The sequence below is a fragment of the Paenibacillus sp. ICGEB2008 genome, assembly GCF_000307675.1.
GTDB classification, from domain to species: domain Bacteria; phylum Bacillota; class Bacilli; order Paenibacillales; family Paenibacillaceae; genus Paenibacillus; species Paenibacillus polymyxa.
This window is the reverse complement of record NZ_AMQU01000026.1, coordinates 1-22,578: the sequence shown is the minus strand read 5'-3', so window position 1 is coordinate 22,578 and position 22,578 is coordinate 1. Positions and strand designations below refer to the sequence as shown.

Below are 22,578 nucleotides of genomic sequence, written 5' to 3'. Positions count from 1 at the left end.
GTGTTTGAGGAGTTGGTGGATGAATGACACGTAAACATGATCAAAGATCAGACTTTAATATCCCGATCCTTTCTTTTATGGAAACTTGCCGGCAATTTCCTGAAACAGAGTTGTTTACTTTTGAGAATGAAGGAGAGCATCCTCACGTTCTTACGGGGACCACGCTTTTGCTGCAAGTGCAAACTTTGGGCAACATTCTAATGAAAGAACTGGCTGCGCAGGAAAGAGCGCTCCTTGTATTTCCTCAGGGTCTGGGATATATCAGCAGCATGCTGGCATGTTTTTATGCAAACATCGTAGCCATCCCTACACCCATTACACCAGCAGAGCCAGATGAAAAAATGCTTGAGAAAATAAAGCCTATTCAAACGGATTCCGGGGCTGTATGTATCATAACCAATACTGCCTTCAAAGCTTTTCTCCAAACACAACCGGAGTATAGAACGTTTCGTATCCTAAATATTGATGAGATTCTTCAAGAGAGCGCCGCCCACGTAGATATAAAGATGAGAATGCCAGCACCTGAAGATATGGCCCTTTTGCTATACACATCAGGCTCTACTTCACTGCCTAAAGGTGTAATTCTCAGCCATAGATGTTTGATGAATCAGGTTAAGGCTGAGCAATGGAGAATTGAACAAAATAGCCGTATCGTTTCCTGGATGCCGCAATTCCATGCTTTTGGACTGCAAAACAATATTTTGGTACCGCTATTGAATGGCGCCTCAAGCATTATTCTCCCGCCAGAAAGCTTTGCTAAAAATCCGGAGCACTGGATTCAGATGATTGACAAGTATCAGGCTACCCATACGGCTGCGCCAAACTTTGCATTCGATTACTGCTGCTCCACCTTGGACGTAGCTTCACTACAGGAATATTCTTTGCACCATCTTCAAGCTATTATATGTGCAGGTGAGCCCATTCGGAAGGAAAGTTACGAAAATTTTGTCCATCATTTCCGGGCATTGGGGCTTAAAGAAGATATATTTTGTCCTCTTCTTGGCTTATCTGAGCTGTGTCCTGTTACCAGTGTAAAACCGGGCCAGTCGATGAGATTTCTTAATTTGGATATTCCTAGCTTGGAGCAAAGAAGAGTCCAATACACAGATGAGAAGAACCCATCGAAGTCCGTTGTCAGTTGCGGGGAGATCGAAGCTCCGACAGAAATACGGATTGTTCATCCTGAAAGTCATATGCTATGCCTGCCAGAGGAAATCGGCGAGATTTGGATTAAATCCGATCGGATGGCAGAGGGTTATTTAAATAGGAAGCAAGAAACGGACAGCACTTTTGAGGCGGTACTTTCCAGTACACAAGAAGGCGGTTTTTTCCGTACAGGTGACCTTGGCTTTATTGCAGACAATCATATTTATGTCATCGGCAGAGAGAAGGAAGTCATTATCGTTCACGGCAAAAATCATCATCCTGTCGATATTGAATGGACCATCCAAAAGAATATGCCGGAGTTGACCTTGCCTATCGCTGTATTTGCCTCTGAAGTCAAAGGCCAGGAAAAGGTAATCGTCGTACAAGAGATTGAAACGTCCCTTCATGAGCAGGAATATAAACGACTGGTCGAAAAGATGTTAAATGCCGTATCTGGGACACATCAACTTGAGATTTATGATATATATTTGCTGCCAAAAGGTAGTATTCCCAAAACGGGGAGCGGGAAAATTCAAAGAAAGGTTTGCCGTAATGCTTACATCAAACAAGAGCTTAGGGCACTTTATCAATATCGGAGTGCATTCTCAACAGCGCATTCGGGTATTGGAGAAACGGATGCTACTGTAGACGCTGTTTCGTTGATACAGCTGAAGATTCAGGAATATATGGTGCAATTTTTGCAACAGGAACTGAATTTGGAGTCCGAGGCAATGGATTTGAATAAAAATATTCACGGTTATGGCATCGATTCCATGCTTATCATGAAGCTCATACGCGGCATTGAAAAATCTTATCCGATCAAGGTTAATGCAAGAGAAATTCTAGAGTACCCAACGATTCAACTACTATCGGCTTATTTAGCCAAAAAGATTGAAAAAGATAAACCGGTTGTAGAGATCAAGACCGAAACAATCCTGCATGGTTTGCAACGGACTCCACTTTCTGAAGTTCAAAAAGGGTTGTGGCTATTACATAAAATGTCTCCTGAAATAAATGCTTACAATGTACCAATATGTCTCCGATTTAATACGAAAGTTGAGATAGAGAACGTTAAACAGGCTTTCCACACCGTTTTAGAGCAATATCCTATTCTAAAAAGTGTGATTGAAGAGGATAACGGGACACCTTATCAAAAGCTGGAGTCTGCTCAGCCGTTCAATATGCAGATAGAGGATATTTCAAGCTTGAAAGCGGATGAAATCATTCCCTTTATTCGGAGCAAGGCAAAGCAGCCATTCGCGCTGGAACAGGACCCTTTGATGCGTGTTTATCTGATGTCCAGGTCCGAACAAGAACATTTCATACTGGTGGTCATCCATCATATTATTTTTGATGGTAGTTCTTTCATCCTTTTTATTCAAAGCTTTTTAGATGCATATAAGGACTTGGGACAAGGAAAGAGACCAGTCGTTTTACCACCTGCCGCGAGCTATAGCGATTTTGTGGAATGGGAACAAACGATGCTGGCGAGTGCAGAAGGGGAAAAGCATTTTTCCTATTGGAAGCAACAACTGTCGGATGCTTTACCGACTCTAGAGCTTCCATATAACCGCTCAGGTTTTCTGACTCCGAGCATGGAAGGACAAACATACACCAAGCGGCTTCCAGTTGATTGGGTCAATCGGGTAAAATCTTTCGCCCGTACGCAATATATGAGCTTGTCTACCGTCTTGTTAGGTATGTATGTGATATTGCTTAACCAGTATTCGAAACAGGAAGACATCATCGTTGGAATGCCAGTTATGATACGACCAGAGGAGCGTTTTGACCAATTAATCGGATATTTTGTCAATATGCTTCCAATACGCAGCCAAGTGTCCGAAACAGAGACATTCCTGGATTTTATGAAAAAATTGCAAATCACCGTAGTCAATGGGATGGATCATGCTCCTTATCCTTTTCCGGCTCTGGTTCGAGCATTAAATGTGCCACGTTTGCAGGCGAGCTCGCCTGTTTTTCAGGCAGTTTTTTCTTACCAAAATTTTCTGCAAACTTCAAGCTTGCAGCAGCTTTGTGCGCCGTATAGCGATAGCTTTACCGTTGAGTTGGTAGAGGAAATTCACCAGGAAGGTGAATATGAGCTGGTATTGGAGCTGCTGGAGCAGGAAGAAGAGCTGACATTAAATATCAAATACCGTTCCGGTTTGTTCGATGAATCAACCATCGTACAGATGGCTGAGCGTTACATCGGATTAGCGGAAGCACTTATGAGCAATCCTACGGCTGCCCTGCAGGACTATTCATTACTTTTGCAAGAGGAAAAGAACAGCGTCCTTTATGACTGGAATGCGACCGAAATAAGTTATCCAGATAAATGCTTCCCTGAATTATTCATTAAACAGGCAAGGAAAACGCCTGACGCTATTGCAGTCGTGTATGAAGAACAATCACTTACCTATAGGGAATTAAAAGAAAAGAGCACATTGCTCGCTCTATATTTGCAAAATCAGGGCGTTACCCCTGATACGCTGGTAGGAATTTGCATGGAACGGTCTTTAGAAATGGTCATTGGGCTGTTGGGAATCCTTCTGGCGGGAGGAGCCTATGTGCCGCTTGATCCGGACTATCCAGAGGACAGATTGGAATACATGCTGCAGGACTCCAATACTTCCCTTGTCATTACGCAATCGGAATTGCTGGAAAAAGTATCTCGGCTGGCAGGGAGTCATGTGAACTGCATTGTTCTTGATAACGAATGGGATCTTCTGACAAGTAGTATAAAGGGGAGAAAGACACTCAAACGGGAAGTGCAGCCTAGCCATTTGGCATATGTGATATATACCTCTGGAAGTACAGGGAAACCCAAAGGGGTCATGATCCCGCACAAAGCGTTGACCAACTTTCTTCTTTCCATGGGAGAAAAGCCAGGCATAACAGAGCAGGATAAATTGCTTGCAGTGACAACGTATTGCTTTGACATCGCGGGGCTGGAATTATATCTGCCTTTGATTAAAGGCGCTCAATGCTATGTTTGCAGTTCTGAAAAGGCTAAGGATGCCGAAAGACTCAAGCAGGAGATTCAAAAAATAAAACCGACAATGATGCAGGCAACGCCTGTGACCTGGACCATGCTTTTTCAAGCTGGCTGGAAGAACGAAGAGAACATGAAAATGCTCTGTGGCGGAGAAGCACTTTCGGAAACATTGAAATCTTATTTTGTGCATAACAACGGTGACGCATGGAATATGTTCGGTCCGACTGAGACGACGATTTGGTCTACAATTCAAACGATTACCGCCGACAAGCCGATTTCGATCGGTAAGCCTATTGCCAACACCCAGATTTATATTTTGGATCAGCTCCTTAGACCTGTACCTATCGGATTTCCGGGTGAACTTTTCATTTCGGGCAATGGCTTGGCCAGAGGCTATCTGAATCAGCCGGTGCTTACGGATGAAAAGTTTATTGACAACCCATTCAAGCCCGGAACTAAGCTCTATAGAACCGGAGATTTATGCAAGTGGCTTTCTGACGGTTCCATTGAATATTTGGGTCGGATGGATTATCAAGTGAAAATCCGCGGGTTTCGAATTGAGCTAAGTGAAGTTGAAGGTCAGGTCAGAACATATCCGGGAATTGATGAATGTGTCGTGATCGCCAAGGAACAAGGAGGGGATAAGCAGCTTGTCGCCTACTATTTACGCAACAACTCTCAGTTCGGGGAATCCTCACTTGATCCGAAAGAAGTACGAAATTATTTAAAAGCATTCTTGCCTTATTATATGATTCCAGCATTCTTTATCGAACTGGACAAGCTGCCATTGACCCCGAATGGCAAAATAGATCGGAAGGAATTAATGGGTCGTAGGGTCGAGCTGGCGACAGCAACAAGAAAAATCCATTTGCCGCAATCGGATGTTGAACAACAAGTTTTAACAATATGGAAAAAGCTTCTGGATATCGATCATCTAAGTACGGATGATGCTTTTTTCGACGTGGGCGGAAATTCTTTTTCAGCCGCAGAGATGATTAGAAGGATCAAGGACAAGCTGGAATGTGATATTTCGGTGACAGCATTGTTCAAGTATCCAACGGTTAGGGAACTTAGTGCCTATATTACGAAAGTAAAAGGCGAGGCACCAGCTTCTGCAACAGAACAAACAGATACCGCTAAAAATACCATTTCACAGGGATTAGACTCGGAGGAAGATGAACATAAACCATCCTACCCTGATTATTATGAGGATAGTATCGCAATCATAGGAATTTCATCCCATTTTCCGGGTGCGAAAAACCACGTTGAGTTTTGGAGCAATTTGAGGGCAGGGGTGGAAAGTGTCCGGTACTTTTCTGAGGAAGAACTAGCCCAGTTAGGGCTGGAGAGAGAGATTGTCGAGCATCCACACTTTGTGCCCGGACAATGCACGATTGAGGGGAAAGAGTATTTCGACCCTGAGTTTTTTAATTTATCCCAGAAAAATGCAGAATTTATGGACCCTCAGATGAAATTACTGCTACAGCATGCATGGAAGGCTGTCGAAGATGCTGGTTATGTCTCCAAGGAAATTCCTGAGACCAGTGTGTATATGTCGGCGAGCAGCAGCTTTTATCAAGCCTTTATTCCTAATTTGGCATCGCAATCACCTAATGTCCTGAGGAATGCGGATGAATATGTAACCTGGATTTTGGCACAAGGCGGGACCATTCCTACTATGATCTCTCATAAATTAGGATTTAAAGGTCCTAGCTTATTTGTGCATTCCAACTGTTCTTCTTCGTTAGTCGGACTTCGTCTAGCTTCGCAAAGCCTGTTGTCTGGTGAAGCAAAATACGCCTTGGTTGGAGCGTCAACAATCTTTCCTTTCAACAGCTTAGGTTATGTGTATCAGCCTGGCTTGAACTTTTCTAGTGATGGCCATATTAGAGCTTTTGACGATTCGGCAGACGGAATGATTGGCGGAGAAGGGGTTGGAGTTGTTCTACTGAAAAAAACGCTGGATGCCATTAGAGACGGTGACCATATTTATACGATTTTACGAGGGGTTAGCGTGAACAACGATGGGACTGACAAACTAGGGTTTTATGCTCCAAGTGTTAAGGGTCAATCTGAAGTTATTCAGAAGACGATCGAATCAACCGGAATTCATCCCGAAACGATCAGTTATATTGAGACACATGGAACCGGAACCAAATTGGGCGATCCGGTTGAATTTGCTGCCTTGAATGATACATTCAGGCAGTATACAGCCAAAAAACAGTTTTGTGGTATTGGATCGGTCAAAACCAATATCGGACATTTGGACACTGCAGCAGGTTTGGCGGGGTGTATTAAAGTCGCTTTAAGCTTATACCATAATGAGATTCCTCCTACGCTTAATTATGATACACCCAATACCGATATCCATTTGTCTGAATCGCCTTTTTATGTTGTTGATAAACTGCGGAAATGGGAACAAGCGTCGGCTCCCCATCGAGCGGCGCTGAGCTCTTTTGGCATAGGCGGAACGAATGCTCATGCTATTTTCGAACAATTTGTAGCTAATGATGAACCCGAACGTTCTAAATCCAGTTTGGTGAACGATGCTGCTGAGTATCTTATTCCTTTGTCTGCCAAAAATGATCAGCGCCTTAAGGCATATGCTGGGGACCTCTCGGCTTTCTTGACAGCTTCTCAAGAAATCAATTTGTCGGATGTATCTTTTACGCTTCAAACAGGACGAATGGCAATGAAAAGTCGGGTAGCGTTTATCGTCAGGAATACGAGCGAGCTGGTGCAAAAATTGGATTCGTTCGCGAATGGACAAGAACATATCGAGAATTGCTGGAGGGGAGAAAATAACCAGCAAGATTCAATGCAATGGTTTGAACAGGAAGAAGTGTTCAAGGAATTAGTGAGCAAATGGATCTCAAATCGTGAAATGAACAAGCTGGCAGAGCTATGGGCCAAAGGCTTCTATATCGATTGGAAATTGCTGTATTACGATATGCGACCGAAAAGAATCAGTCTGCCTACGTATCCTTTTGCTCAGCAACGCTGCTGGGCTCCTGAGGTTGAGGCTGGAGCAGCAAGGGTCAGAGCAGTGGCGGAAGCACCTGCGACTGCAGCCAGCCAAACTCTGATGTTTGAGCCAGTCTGGAAGGAGCAGGACGTACCTCCAGAGGTCGAAGCCCCTGCCTACGACCGCCGTATCATCTTACTGTGTGAGCCGGACGAGGCTTTACCTGAACGGCTTGAAGCGCGAGTGAACGGAGCGGCACAGGTCTTGGCCTTCTCATCTGGGAAGAGCCGGGTGGATGAGCGGTTTCAGACCTATGCAGTTCAGGCCTTTGAGAGCATCCAAAGCCTACTCAAAGACAAGCCTGCCGGAAGGGTGCTGGTTCAGCTTGTCGTGACGGCGGCTGGAGAAGGACAGCTCTTTTCAGGGCTTTCGGGTCTGCTGAAGACCGCCCGGCTGGAAAATCCAAAATTCATCGGGCAATTGATCGAAGTGGAACAGGGAGAATCTGCGGAAAGCCTGCTGGCGAAATTGGAAGAAAACAGCCGCAGTCCGTTGGATGGATGGATTCGCTATGAGGGTAGTCAACGCAAAACCGCTTGCTGGAACAGGTTGGAGCCATCTCGGTCAGATGAGGAGCTGCCATGGAGAGATGGGGGCGTGTATCTCATCACCGGCGGCTCTGGCGGCCTGGGGCTGCTTGTTGCCGAAGAACTGGTTCGGCGCACCCGAGCAGCGACCTTGATCCTGACAGGGCGGTCGACACTGGACGGCAACAGACAAACTCGGCTGAAGGAACTGGAGTCCTCAGGAGCCAGAGTGGTGTATAAGCAGGGGGATATCACTGACAGGAACACGGTTACTAGCTTGCTGGAAAGCATTCAGAAAGAATTCGGGCGTGTTCACGGGATTATCCACTGTGCTGGGATCATTCACGATAACTTCATTCTCAAGAAAAGCAGGGAAGAATTTATCGAGGTGCTGGGGCCGAAGGTCCAAGGGCTGGTCCATCTGGATGAGGCAAGCAGCGGCCAGGATCTGGACTTCTTCATGCTCTTTTCCTCCATCTCGGGCAGTCTGGGAAATCCGGGACAGGCCGATTATGCCACCGCCAACGCCTTTATGGATGCGTACGCAGCATACCGGAATACCCTGGTGGAAGCCCAGCAACGGCGGGGCCGGACGCTATCCATCCGCTGGCCGCTGTGGAAAGAAGGCGGAATGCGGATCGATGCGGACACGGAAAAGCTCATGAGACAAAATATGGGCCTCACGCCTCTACAGACCGAGTCGGGCATTCAGGCGTTGTACCAATGCCTGACCTCAAGCAAGGATCAGGTGATGATCCTGGAAGGAGAGCCAGAGAAAATCAAGGCCTATCTGGCGAAAGCCGTCTCGCAGACCGATGTTCGAGCGGTAGAGGCAGCTGGATTGAAGCTGGATGCGGGTTTACTGTACGATAAAACCTTGTATCATCTCAAGGCGCTATTGGGAGAGGTGACCCGTCTGAGCGTCGGTAGCATTGAAGCCCAAGAACCGCTAGAGCGCTATGGCATCGATTCGATTATGATTACCCAGCTCAATGCCAAGCTGGCAGAGTCTTTTGGCGAGCTATCCAAGACGCTATTTTATGAGTACCAGACCCTGCGTGCCCTGGCAGAACATTTAGTGGCGGAATATGCACCGGAGTGCATGCAATGGGTTGGAATGAGCACGGACAAGGAACGGGTAGAGGAAACGGCTGCGACAGCCCGGTACGCTGAAGAAGAAAGCACGCAAATTGCGGGGCAGACGATAGCGGAGGAGGCGACAGCGAAGTCCAGAAGCTACGTGGAGCCGATTCGAAGCTACGCGGAACTTGGCGCAGAGGAAACACGAGAACCGATCGCCATCATTGGCATGGCAGGAAAGTATCCAGGTTCGAGGGACATGAACGAATATTGGGAAAATCTCAAGGCAGGAAAGGATTGTGTCAGCGAAATCCCGCAGGAACGCTGGAAGCTGGAAGAATTCTTCCAGCCTGACAAACAGGAAGCGGTGGCTGATGGCAAAAGCTACAGCAAGTGGGGCGGCTTTATCGAAGGCTTTGCGGAATTCGACCCATTGTTTTTCAATATTGCACCGCGAGAAGCCCTCAGCATGGATCCTCAGGAAAGGGTGTTTATTGAAGCTTGCTGGGAAGCGATGGAGGACGCAGGCTACACCAGAGAACAGCTTGCGGTACGACATAACAGCCGTGTAGGTGTGTTTGCGGGAATTACCAAAACGGGCTACGAGCTTTATGGGCCGGAATTATGGAAGATGGGGGCCAAAATATTTCCCCAAATATCCTTTAGCTCGGTAGCCAACCGGATTTCGTACCTGTTTAATTTGCAGGGGCCGAGCATGCCAGTGGATACGATGTGTTCGTCCTCGTTGACCGCGATTCATGAAGCGTGTGAGCATCTGTACCGCGGAGAATGCGAGTTGGCCATGGCAGGAGGAGTGAACCTGTATCTGCATCCGCTGAGTTATGTCGGACTTTGTGCGAATCAGATGCTGTCCGTAGACGGACAGTGCAAGAGCTTCGGAAAGGGAGGCAACGGCTTTGTCCCAGGAGAAGGTGTGGGGGTCGTGCTATTGAAGCCGTTGTCGAAGGCGATAGCAGATGGGGACCCGATCCATGCGGTCATCCGGGGAACGAGCATCAACCATGGAGGCAAGACCAACGGGTATACCGTGCCTAACCCGACTGCTCAAGGGGAGCTAATCCGGTCGGCTTTGGAACGAGCCGGGGTACATGCCCGGACCATTAGCTATATCGAAGCTCACGGAACTGGCACAGAACTGGGAGATCCGATTGAAGTAACCGGTCTGACCCAGGCCTTCAGAAAGGACACGGCAGACAAGGGATTTTGCGCCGTGGGCTCTGTGAAGTCCAACATCGGACATTTGGAGGCGGCAGCGGGCATCGCAGGGATTGGGAAAATTGTCCTGCAGATGAAAAACCGGACACTGGTTCCCAGTCTGCATGCCCAGGAACTGAATCCGAACATTCCTTTTGAGCAGACGCCGTTTGTCGTCCAGCAGGAGCTGGAGGAATGGAAGCGGCCAGTGGTTGAGCTCGATGGAGAGACACGGGAATACCCGAGAATGGCGGGGATTTCATCGTTTGGAGCAGGAGGCGCCAATGCTCATGTCATCATCGCAGAGTACGTTCCGGAAGAGAAGATGCCCATTCGTGTAACAGCTCACCATCCTGTGATTATCGTATTGTCAGCCAAAAATGAGGAACGGCTGAAGCAGCAGGTCGAGAGATTGCTGTCCGTGATCGAGAAAGGAGAGGTCACAGAAAGCAATCTGGCGGATGCAGCCTACACGCTTCAGGTTGGGCGCGAAGCGATGGAAGAACGCCTGGCAGTCATTGCCGAATCGATGCCAGCGCTGGTGGAAAAGCTGGAAGGATTCATGAAAGACCAGACGGGGATCTCCGAGCTGTATCGAGGACAGGTCAAGCGAAACAAAGATGCGCTATCCGCACTGGTAGAAGATGAAGACATGGGGAAAACAATCGCTGCCTGGATCGGGAAACGGAAATACGCGAAGATAGTGGATCTGTGGGTAAAGGGACTGGCGATGGACTGGAGCATGCTTTACGGAGATGCCAAGCCGCAGCGAATGAGCCTGCCAGCCTATCCTTTTGCAAAGGAGCGGTATTGGGTCACAGATATTACGATCCCATCTGTAGAAAAAATTCCAATGGAATCTCAGGAAAAAGCAGTTCTTGTTCAGTCTCAAGTAATGCAGTCTGCTCTTCCTGAAGCTTTAATGCCATCCAGTTTTTCGAGTAGTTCTCAAAAACCAAGCGGGATTTCTTTACGGAATTTGTCAGACAGTCAGCCGCAGCTTAGCAAGTCTGCCAATCAGCAGACAGCACCGATTATTTTAACTTCCCCGGAAGGGGTAATGCACACGTCAGATAATGACAACGAGACGGAAGAGCAGGTGCCTGCTAGTCCTGCCCTATCCATATCGTCAGAAATATTGCAGGAGGAGCTGACAACAAGTCTGGCGCAAGCTTTATATATAGATCGGGACGAGATCGATGAGGATAAAAACTTTGTTGATCTTGGATTGGATTCCATTATAGGCGTAGAGTGGATTCGAAACATTAATAAACATTACGACACATCCATAACAGCGACAAAAGTCTACGATTATCCAACCATACGGGAGTTTAGCAAATTTTTAGAAAAGGAATTGGGCAATCGTGTAGCCCAATTAATCATGCCGTCTTCTGCTGCGTCTATTCTGGATCAGGCGCCTGCAAAGCATTTACCGCCGCTCGTATCATTGGAAACGGATAAGCAGACAGAGGCCTCACTTCAGATTAATTTAATGCCGATATCGCCTGAAAAGCAGCCGCAATTCGGCACGATTCTGTCTGGTGTCTCTACAGAGCAATTACGGAAAGAACTGACGGCAAGCCTAGCTGAAGCCTTGTACATGGAGCAAAGCGAGATTGAGGCAGATAGAAACTTTATAGATATCGGTTTGGATTCGATTATAGGCGTAGAATGGATTCGAAATTTGAATAAGCGCTACGGCACATCCATTGCAGCTACCAAGGTCTACGACTATCCGACTATTCTGCAATTTACCGAGTTTTTGGCACAAGAAATCAATAAGCACGGGGGCAAGAAAAGCTTCGTTCAGCAGCCCTTGAACACAGTCTCGGACACGGTCAAACCTATAGCAGAAGTCCATTTACCGCGACCAGAGACGATCCAATGCTCTCCAGCGCAGCTCCCTAAGGAGGAAACGGTGCCATTGCGTCGGGTAAAAGCAGAAGAGGAATCAGTGCCAGCAACTTCGGAAAATCAAGATGCAATTGCAATTGTTGGGATTTCGGGAAGATATCCTGGTGCCGAAGATGTACAGCAATATTGGAAAAATCTCGCTCAAGGTCAAAACTCCATTGTTGAAATCCCGAAGAACCGCTGGGACGTAGACCCGTTGTATGATCCGCGTCCGGCACAAGAGGGGAAAGTAAATTGCAAGTGGCTGGGTGCCTTGAAGGATATAGAATATTTTGATCCGTTATTTTTTAATATATCTCCTACCGAGGCGGAAGGGATGGACCCGCAGCAGCGCATCTTTTTGCAGGAAGCCTATAAAGCCTTTGAGGATGCAGGTTATAGCGGCTCACAGTTGGGAAATAAAAAATGCGGTGTTTATCTTGGCATTTTAAATAATGAGTACAGTATGATGCGCTACAAAAATGAAGCACAGTTCAGCAATACTACCGGGAACAGCAACGCTATTGCAGCGGCTCGTATTTCCTATTTCCTTAATTTGAAAGGACCCGCCATATCCGTAGATACGGCATGCTCCTCATCGCTGGTGGCAACTCACCTTGCTTGCCAGGCTTTATCAAATAAAGAGATTGAAATGGCGCTGGTCGGCGGTGTGTCCTTATACCTGACTCCTGAATCCTATATAGGTATGTCTGCATCCGGAATGTTGTCACCAGATGGTCAGTGTAAGACATTTGACAATAGTGCCAACGGCTTTGTTCCAGGCGAAGGAGCAGGGGTGCTGGTTCTGAAGCGGCTAAAGGATGCGGAAGCTGACCGGGATCACATCTATGGGGTTATTATCGGAACTGGGATTAATCAGGATGGAAAAACCAACGGAATTACCGCTCCAAGCACGAACAGCCAAATAGAGCTTGAGCAGGAGATATACAATAAGTATCAGATTGAACCCGAAAGTATTAGCTATGTTGAAATGCATGGGACAGGCACCAAGCTGGGCGATCCTATTGAATTGGAGGCTTTATGCACAGCTTTCAAAGAAAAAACAGATCAGAAGAAGTTCTGTGCCATAGGCTCGGTAAAGAGTAATATCGGGCATACTTCGGCAGCAGCAGGCGTAGCAAGCATGCAAAAGGTGCTGTTATGCATGAAGCATAAGAAACTGGTACCGACACTGAATTTCAAGAACCCGAATGAACATTTTGATTTCGATGATTCTCCATTTTATGTAAATACACAATTGAAGGACTGGCAACCTTCTCAAGGTAACAAAAGGCGGGCCGCTGTGAGCTCTTTTGGTTTTAGCGGTACCAATGCCCATCTTATTATTGAAGAATATCGTCCAGAGGCTGCAATTTCACCAGCAGACGACGAGTCACATAGTCCCGTTCTTTTCGTATTGTCTGCCAAAAATGAGCAGCAACTAGTAACTTATGCCGAAAACATGAGAAACTTTATTGCCACTCAGCCCAACCTTAACTTGACAGATATGGGGTATACGCTGCAAGTAAGCCGTGAGCCGATGAACCACCGTCTGGCTTTTGTGGCAGATTCAAAAGAGAATCTACTACAAGCGCTGGATGGCTTGGTTCATCACCAACGGCCAGCTGGAGTCCTGACGGCTCAGGTGAAAAAGGGCAAGGACGGGATCGTGCTCTTTGAGGCAGATGAAGATGCCAAATCCTTGCTTGAAACCTGGATCAAGAAGAGAAAATTGGGGAAAATTGCAGAGCTGTGGGTACAGGGGCTAACGATGGACTGGAACAAGCTGTATGGGAACATCAAGCCTCGTCGGATTAGTCTGCCCACCTATCCTTTTGCAAAAGAACGGTGCTGGGCGCCCGAGCTAGACAGTAAGGCTGGTAAAGGTACAACTTCTGTCATGGCTACAACGCTTCATCCTTTGCTGCACCAAAACACTTCCGATTTTTCGGAGCAGCGATTCAGTTCTAGCTTTACAGGCCAGGAGTTTTTCCTGAAGGATCATGTGGTGAATGGGCGCAAGGTGCTGTCTGGGGCCGCATCCCTTGAAATGGCGCGGGCGGCAGTGGAGCAATCACTAGGGACGGATGAGGGCGACCTGGTCGGAATGTGCCTTAAAAACGTGGTTTGGGCACGGCCTATTGCCGTAGAGGATGGCCCAATACAGCTGCATATCGGGCTTTTCCAGAATGAAGATCAAGAAATTTCATATGAGATTTATGGAAATAACGGAGCCGATGATACAGAGCTTATGGTATATAGCTACGGCAATGCGGTTCGGAGATCAGCGGTGGAGGCTCCTGCATTGAATATTAAAGATTTGCAGGATACATGCAGCAGAAGCTTCCATCCGGCAGCATTGTATAACCTTTTCAGAGAGCTGGGGATTGATTATGGTCCTGGGCATCAGGGGATTGAGATGGTATATGCCGGAGAGGGTCAAGTGCTGGCGAAGCTATCCTTGCCCTCCTCAGTCTCTGACAATCACGGCCAATTTGTCCTGCATCCAAGCATGATTGATTCAGCTTTCCAGGCATCCATAGGCTTGACGCTGGGCTCTCGTGAGATTAAGCCTGCTCTGCCGTATGCCATTCAGGAAGTTGAAATTATAAAACATTGCAGCTCCACCATGTGGGCGCTGATTCGATACAGTGCAGATGGTACAGCAGGAGATAAGGCACAGAAACTAGATATTGACCTGAGCGACGAAACCGGAGAGATCTGCGTGAGGATAAAGGGTTATTCATCAAGAATTCTGGATATAGACTCTATTCCCACAGACGCGCAGTCCAATTCTGGTACCTTGATGCTTGAACCCGTGTGGAAAGAGCAGGGAGTTAGCATAGAGGGCGATTTACCTGTATATGATCGCCATGTCGTGATCCTTTGCCAGCCGTCCCAGATTTCTCGTGAACAAGTAGAAGCTCAAATAAGCGGCGCAAAGTGCATAATATTGCAACCTGATCAAAACGGAATCGGGGAACAGTTTCAGTATTACGCCGTTCAGATACTTGAGCTAATACAAAGAATTTTTAGAGAAAAAAACCATGGCAAGGTGTTAATCCAGATTGTTACTAACGACCAGGAGGAGCAGCAGCTTGTATCAGGGCTCTCAGGTCTTTTAAAAACCTCCAGAATAGAACATCCAAAACTGGTGGGGCAGTTGATAGAACTTGAACAGGATGAGGCCCCGAGTACAATCATAGATATTTTAAAAGAAAACAGCTGGAGTCCTGGAGACATCCAGATCCGGTATGGGAAAGGTAAACGGTGGATTTTCAGCTGGAACGAGATTCCATTTTCTCCGGAAACGGCGGACATTCCGTGGAAGGAGAACGGAGTATATCTCATTACCGGCGGTGCCGGTGGCTTGGGACTTATTTTTGCCAAAGAGATTGTAAATCAAGTACAAAATGTTGCGTTGATTTTAACGGGCCGTTCCGCGCTGGATGAGGGCAAGCGGGCAGAGATAAAGAAATTGGAGTCATTAGGAGCACGAATAGCATATAAGCAGGCCGATGTGACCCGGGAGCAGGTGGTGGCTGATTTAATTCGGGGAATTGAGGCAGAATTCGGAAGCCTGAATGGCATCATTCACAGTGCAGGAGTAATTCGTGACAACCGCATACTCCAAAAAAATAGCGAGGAAATGCTGGAGGTTCTCGCTCCTAAAGTTTTAGGAGTAGTGAACTTGGATCAGGCGAGCAAGCACCTGCCTCTTGACTTCTTCATTTTGTTTTCGTCGGTTGCCGGAGGGCTGGGCAATCAGGGACAGGCAGACTATTCTACCGCTAATGCGTTTATGGATGCTTATGCCAGATACCGGAGCACATTGACAGGATCACAGCAACGCCAGGGGCAAACGCTATCCATCAATTGGCCACTATGGAAAGAAGGCGGGATGCATATTGATGAGGAGACAGAGAAGCTGGTAAAGCAGCACACAGGTATGGGCAGTATTTCAACTTCTTCTGGTATTCAGGCTTTGTACCGTGCCATGCTTACGGATGCTAATCAGGTTATGGTGCTGGAAGGCAATCTCGAGAAAATGAAAAGAACAATAGGCTTAGAGATTCCCGAAACCAGACAGCTTGAAAAGGCGGCGGGTGCTTCAGCAAGTATTTCAGCCATTTCCACGACTGACGGGAATGCCGCGCCGGACCTGCTGGACAAGGTGCAGATCGCCATGATGCAGGCGGTATCGAAATTGCTGAAAGTCAAGCTTGAAGATATTGATGCCTATGTAGAACTGAGTGAGTATGGCTTCGATTCGATCTTGCTCACGCAATTTGCCAACAACATCAATCACTTGTATCGGCTTGAGCTGACTCCTGCCGTATTCTTTGAATACACTACACTTCATGACTTCTGCAGGTATTTAGTGGAGGAATATGCCACCTTGCTTGGTGAGCAGTTTGTCGTCCAGACCCGGACTGAGCCTGCCGTGCAGAATGAAGAGGATGATAGAGAAGACAGCATCCGCAGTAGACGCCAGCGTTCCCGATTTGCAAACGAGAATGTGCTAGCTATGCCGCAACAGACCCAGGCTGGTTCTGAACCTATTGCAATCGTAGGCATAAGCGGTGTCTTTCCCATGGCCCGGGATGTAGATGAGTTTTGGAAAAATCTTGAGGAAGGCAGGGATTGTATCACTGAAATACCTGAAGATCGCTGGGATTGGAAGGCGTACTACGGTGACCCTGCGGAAGAGACCAATAAAACAAACATCAAGTGGGGCGGGTTTATTGACGGGATCTATGAGTTTGACCCTTTATTTTTTGGAATTTCACCGAGGGAAGCTGCACTCATGGACCCGCAGCAGCGTCTGTTAATGACCTATATTTGGAAGGCGATTGAAGATGCAGGCATTCCGGCAGCAGGGCTATCTGGAAGTCGTACAGGTATCTTTGCAGGAACTGCGAACAGCGGCTACAGCGGAATGATCTATCAGGGAGATGTGGGTGTGGAGGCGTATTCCTCTAGCGGAATGGCGCCATCGGTGGGACCGAATCGTATGAGCTATTTCCTTAATATTCATGGTCCGAGCGAGCCTGTCGAAACTGCCTGCTCCAGTTCGCTGGTGGCCATTCACCGGGCAGTAAAGGCTATAGAGGATGGAAGCTGCGAAATGGCCATTGCAGGTGGTGTCAATGTGATTATCACACCTGAGCTTCATATCAGTTTCAATAAAGCAGGGATGCTGTGTGAGGATGGCCGGTGCAAAACCTTCTCTGATCAAGCCAACGGTTATGTGCGTGGTGAAGGGGCAGGCATGGTTTTCCTGAAAAAGCTGAAGGACGCAGAAAAGGCTGGAGACCATATTTACGGCGTAATCCGAGGCACAGCTGTCAATCATGGTGGCCGGGCTAATTCCCTGACAGCACCTAATCCGAGGGCACAGGCGGATTTACTGGTAAATGCATATACAAAGGCTGGTATCGACCCAAGAACAGTCTCTTACATTGAGGCCCATGGGACAGGCACCGAGTTGGGTGATCCTATTGAAATCAACGGACTGAAAGCAGCCTTTAAAGAGCTATATGAGAGTACAAAGGGACCCGGGATCAAAGAGCCCCATTGTGGCCTAGGTTCGGTGAAGACCAATGTTGGACATCTGGAGCTGGCTGCCGGAATCGCTGGTGTCATCAAAGTTCTGCTTCAGTTGAAGCATAAAAAGCTTGTTAAAAGCCTTCATTGCGATGCCATTAATCCCTATATCAAACTTGAAGACAGTCCTTTCTATATCGTCCAGGAGACGAGTGAATGGAAGCAGCAGCAAGATGCTTCTGGGCACAATATTCCTCGGAGAGCAGGTGTCAGCTCTTTTGGATTCGGCGGCGTCAATGCTCATTTGATCATCGAGGAATATGTTCCGGAAAATCAGGAGAAAGATCCGGTAACCTTCGCAACCGAAAAGCCGGCTATTGTCGTACTGTCAGCCAAGACTGAAGGACAGCTGCAAGATCAGGCACGGCAATTGCTGGCTGCAATCCAGGAACGCCAGTTCACAGACGGCAGTCTGGGAGATATAGCATATACCCTGCAGATGGGGCGCGAAGCGATGGAAGAACGTTTGGCCTTCACTGCGGTGTCTCTCTCTGAGTTAGAGGAGAAGCTAAAGGGATTTGTTGAAGGGCGAGAAGGCATCCCTAGCTTATATGTAGGGCAGGCAAAACGCTATAGAGAACAGGAAACAAGAGCGGGCGCGGCCGAGACGATTGAGTCGCTGGCTAGTGAAAGCGACTACGCCCAAATCGCACATCTTTGGGTAAAAGGCGCATTTTTTGACTGGGACGTGCTGTACGAAAAGCATAAGCCAAACCGTATCAGCCTGCCTACCTATCCTTTTGCCAAAGAACGATATTGCGTAACCGATACCAATAACCTGAGTGGAGCAAACGATGTTGGGCCAAAGCAGGAGAAGTCAGCCATCATTCATCCTTTGCTTCAGCGCAATACGTCCGATATTTATGGACTTCAGTTCAGCTCCACATTTACGGGAAGAGAATTTTTCCTCGCTGACCATGTGATCAAGGGACAGAAGCTTTTGCCTGGAGTGGCCTGCCTTGAAATGGCGCGAGCAGCAGTAGAGGAAGTCACTACACCTTCGGAAGTAAATGGGATTTGTGTTCGTTTAAAAGATGTATTATGGCTCCGACCTGTGGTAGCTGGGGAGCGGCCGATTGCTATAAATATCGGGCTCTACCCGCAAGACGACGGAGAAATTGCCTATGAAATCTACAGCAAGTCTGAATCAGTGGATACAGAGTTAGTTGTGCATAGCGAAGGCAGCGTAGCAATTGCTCCGTTGGCTAAGATTCCTGTCATAGATATTGAAGCTCTGCTGGAGCAGTGCAATCTGGGTACCTATTCATCCCAGCAGTGTTATGAGGCGTTTGCAGCCATGCAGGTTTCCTATGGGCCAGGGCATCAAGGAATTGAAAAGATCTACACTGGCGTGGATCAGGTACTTGCCAAATTGTCCTTGCCTACCTCTGTTTACCAGACCATGGGACAGTTTGTGATGCATCCTAGCTTGATGGATTCCGCTTTGCAGGCGTCCATAGGCCTGATGATGGACACATACGGCGCTGCCATGTCTGACGGTAAAGCTTCTATAAAGTCAAAGCCGGCTTTACCGTTTGCTGTGGAAGAGCTTGAGGTGTTTAGTGGCTGCACATCAGAGATGTGGGCTTGGGTCCGTAATCGTGAAGGCAGCAGACAGGATGGTCCAGTGCAAAAGCTGGATATTGATTTGTGCGATATGCAGGGGAATGTTTGTGTAAGCATGAAGGGCTTGACATCGCGAATTGCAGAAGGAGGAACAGGGGGATCAGATGAATTGACGCTATCTGAGACTTTGATGCTTGAGCCTGTATGGGAGGAACAAGCCCTTGTCTCGGGAGGAACAGCACCTGAATATCGGCAGCATTTGGTCATTTTATGTGAACCAGCACATATTTCCGGGGAAATGATTGAATCACAGATGAACGGGGTGCATTGTCTTATCCTGCAATCCGAAGAGGAAAGCATGGATGCACGCTTTAGAACTTATGCAGCACAGGTGTTTGAGCAAATTCAACAGGTGCTCAAAACCCAATCCAAACACAAAACATTGGTTCAGCTTGTCATTCCGGTACAGGATTACAGACAGGTATTCTCCGGACTTTACGGACTCTTGCAAACAGCGCAGCTTGAGAATCCCGTACTGGTGGGCCAACTGATCGAAGTGGATGTGGAGGAAAATGCAGCAGATATTATAAATATCCTGCAAGAAAATAGCCGCAACTCCATGGATACACATATCCGCTACCAATGGGGCAGACGATATGCTGCCGCATGGACGGAAATCAAATCCTCGCAGGAAGTGAACCGTATTCCTTGGAAGGACAAAGGGGTTTATTTGATTACTGGCGGAACCGGCAGCCTCGGTTTGATTCTGGCTGAAGAAATGGCACGACAGGCTAAAGATGTCGCGTTAATTCTCGTCGGACGATCTATGCTCCGTGGTCACATCAAAGCAAGGATTGAGGAAATAGAAGCTCTAGGAGCAAGAGTCGTATTTCGGCAGGCCGATGTCGACGATAACAGAGCGGTTGAGGATTTGGTTCGGGATATTCGGGAAGAGTTTGGGAAACTGGACGGAATTATTCACGCTGCAGGAGTAACCAGCGATAATTTTATGATTAAAAAAACAGAAGAGGAATTGCAGAAAGTATTGGCGCCAAAGGTTACAGGGTTAACGAATCTGGATCAGGCCTGCAAGGATATTCCGCTGGACTTTTTCATTCTATTTTCATCTGTTGCAGGCAGTCTTGGGAATATAGGACAGGCTGACTATGCTGCTGCCAATGCCTTTATGGATGCCTATGCCAGATATCGCAATACACTTGTAGAACAGAAGCAACGTTATGGGCAGACGCTTTCAATCAACTGGCCGCTATGGAAGGAAGGCGGAATGCGTATTGATAGTGAAACGGAACAAATCATGGAGGAAATGGGGATGTTCGCTATGGGGACCGACACAGGAATGCGGGCTTTATACCAGAGTCTGGCTTCTGGAAAAGATCAAGTCATGGTATTGGAAGGGCATGCCAGCCAGCTCAGAGAAACGCTCCTGCAGCAGCCATCCCTGAATCAGGTTGAAGATGCCTCCTCTATGATCATGGAGAGCAGAAAGGAGTCGGGAATCGGTCAAGACCTGCTTGTCGAAAAAGCTGCAAATTATTTAAAGCAATTGCTTGCTACATCCATTAGACTGCCAGCAAGGCAGATTGAAGCCGATGCCCCTATGGAGAAGTATGGAATTGATTCCATTATGATCAGACAGCTGACACGTGAATTGGAGAAAACATTCGGTACATTACCCAAAACGTTGTTTTTTGAATATCAGAGTATCCGGGAACTCACCCAATATTTTCTTGAAGTTCACCAGAAGCAGCTGATTCAACTGCTTGGAATGGAAGAAGAGGTCAACGCCGTCCAAGCGTTTACGTCTTCCACTGTGAAAGAGAACCCGGAAAGGCCGCTTTCCAGCAGCCGAAGACAAGCTCGTGAAATGCCGGCTCAGGCAAAATTGCTGGATCAGAAAAAACTCCAACCGCAGCCGGAAGCAGCAGGTGGTACGGGGGATATTGCCATTATCGGCTTGTCGGGCATGTATCCTGAGGCCGAGAATGTTAGAGAATTCTGGAGTAATTTGCGTGATGGGAAGGATTGTATTACAGAAATTCCTAAAGAGCGCTGGGATCACAGCATATACTTTGACGAGGAAGGGAACAAGTCTGGAAAAGCTTACAGCAAGTGGGGAGGCTTTATCAAAGGCGTGGATCAATTTGATCCGAAGTTTTTCAACATTTCTCCTAGGGAAGCAGAAATCATCGATCCACAGGAGCGCTTGTTTTTGAAATGCGTCTATGAAACGATCGAGGATGCAGGTTATACACGGGAAGGGCTTGGACTGGAAAGGAATGTAGGCGTTTTTGTCGGCGTTATGTACGAAGAATATCAGCTTTACGGGGCGCAGGAGCAGGCTAGAGGCAAAATGATTGCCGTTCCGGGGAATCCGGCCTCCATTGCAAACCGTGTTTCTTATTTCTGTAATTTCCACGGACCAAGCATGGCTGTGGATACGATGTGCTCATCCTCATTGACGACCATACATCTTGCCTGCCAGAGCTTACAGCAAGACGAGTGTGAGCTTGCCGTTGCTGGCGGTGTCAATGTCTCCATTCATCCGAACAAATACCTGATGCTTGGGCAGGGAAGATTCGTATCAAGCAAGGGACGGTGCGAAAGCTTCGGAGAAGGCGGAGATGGGTATGTGCCGGGTGAAGGCGTAGGGGCCGTGTTGCTCAAACCCTTGACCAAAGCAATAGCAGACGGCGATCACATATACGGGGTCATCAAGGGAACCGCTGTGAATCACGGCGGGAAGACCAATGGCTTTTCAGTTCCAAATCCTAAGGCGCAGGCTAGTGTAATTGGAAGGGTCTTTAAGAAAGTTGGTATAAACCCCAGAACAATCAGTTACATTGAAGCACACGGCACCGGGACATCTTTAGGTGATCCCATTGAAATCGCTGGATTGCAAAAGGTTTTCCAGGAATACACGGAAGACACCCAGTTCTGCGCCATTGGTTCGGCAAAATCCAATATAGGGCATTGCGAGAGTGCAGCAGGGATTGCAGGAGTGACTAAGGTGCTCCTGCAGCTCAAATACGGACAGATCGCACCTTCGCTGCATTCAAGCACACTCAACCCGAACATCGACTTTAGCAATAGCCCTTTTATAGTTCAGCAGGAGCTAGAAGATTGGAAAAGACCGGTCGCCACGATAAATGGGAAGACCGCTGAATACCCAAGAATTGCAGGTATTTCTTCTTTCGGTGCTGGAGGCTCCAACGCACATGTGCTTATTGAGGAATACATCCCTGAGGTACAGGAGACTAGACAAGCTCCTATGATATTGCAAAACTCGGCCATAGTCGTGCTGTCAGCCAAAAATCAGGAGCGATTGTACGAGCAGGTGCAAAGATTGCTTTCTGCACTCAGAGCACCGGAATACGCGGATGCCAGTTTGGGGGATATAGCATTTACCCTTCAGGTGGGACGGGAAGCTATGGAGGAACGGTTAGCAGTCATAGCTAAGTCTACGACGGAGCTTGAAGGAAAGCTGGAGAGCTTCCTAGCGGGGA

At 47.6% G+C, this 22,578-nt stretch carries 1 protein-coding gene; it reads left to right on the top strand.

Going from position 1 to position 22,578, the window contains the following annotated elements; all coding sequences use genetic code 11:
• Positions 1–23 precede the first annotated feature (23 nt).
• Positions 24–22,578 (top strand): non-ribosomal peptide synthetase (locus C400_RS0120845; protein ID WP_017428093.1); only part of this gene is annotated, 22,555 nt, incomplete at its 3' end.